Below are 894 nucleotides of genomic sequence, written 5' to 3'. Positions count from 1 at the left end.
TGCGGATCCTTGCCGTACGGGTGCGGGGTGACATGTTCCGCCCCGGGAGCGTGGGTTCCGTCCGCCCGGACGAACGGCCCACCGGCCGGTGTCGTCGTGCGGGCGCCGCCGTCTGGCTTGTCCGTGTCCATCGTGTCCCCCTCAGTGGTGGAAGCCCGGGTGCTGCCCCTCGACGGGCATGGGTCCGGACAGCGCCTCGAGGTAGGCGACCTCGGTGCGCAGGTCGTCGATCAGGCTGTGCGCGAGGTCCATGCTGAGCCCGTTGCGCACCACGATGCGCTGGACCGTCAGGTCCTCGAGGTCGACCGGCATCGGATAGGCGGGGACCAACCAGCCCTTGAGCCGCAGGCGGTCGGACAGGTGGTAGAGGTTCCAGTACGTGCCGTGCCCCTGCGCGATGCTCCACGCGAAGACGGGGATGTCGCTCCCGTCGTTCCACAGGTCGAACTCCGGCATCTTCGCGATCTCGCCCGAGAGGTAGAGCGCGACGTCCTGCGAGGCCTGCTGGACCTTGCGGTAGCCGTCGAACCCGAGCCGCAGGAACAGGTAGTACTGGAGCAGCACCTGGGCGCCGGGACGGGAGAAGTTGAGGGCGAACGTCGGCATGTCGCCGCCCAGGTAGCTGACCCGGAAGATCAGGTCCTCGGGGAGCGCGGGGACGTCGCGCCACACGACCCACCCCAGCCCCGGGTACACCAGGCCGTACTTGTGCCCCGAGGTGTTGATCGACACGACCCGGGGGACCCGGAAGTCCCACTCGAGGTCCGGCTGGATGAACGGCGCGATCATGGCGCCCGACGCCCCGTCCACGTGGATCGGGACGTCGAGCCCCGTCGAGGCCTGGATGCGGTCCAGGGCCGCCGCGATCTCCGTGACGGGCTCGTACATCCCGGT

General features: G+C 69.6%; 1 protein-coding gene. It reads right to left on the bottom strand.

Annotated features, from left to right (window positions below):
* Positions 1-141 precede the first annotated feature (141 nt).
* On the bottom strand, positions 142-894 hold a 753-nt coding region (locus H9641_RS19790), incomplete at its 5' end, for a pyridoxal-dependent decarboxylase (protein ID WP_263600621.1).

It is taken from the genome of Oerskovia merdavium, assembly GCF_014836755.1.
GTDB lineage: Bacteria > Actinomycetota > Actinomycetes > Actinomycetales > Cellulomonadaceae > Oerskovia > Oerskovia merdavium.
Note: the sequence above shows the minus strand (reverse complement) of the source record. Positions and strands in the feature narration are given on the sequence as shown.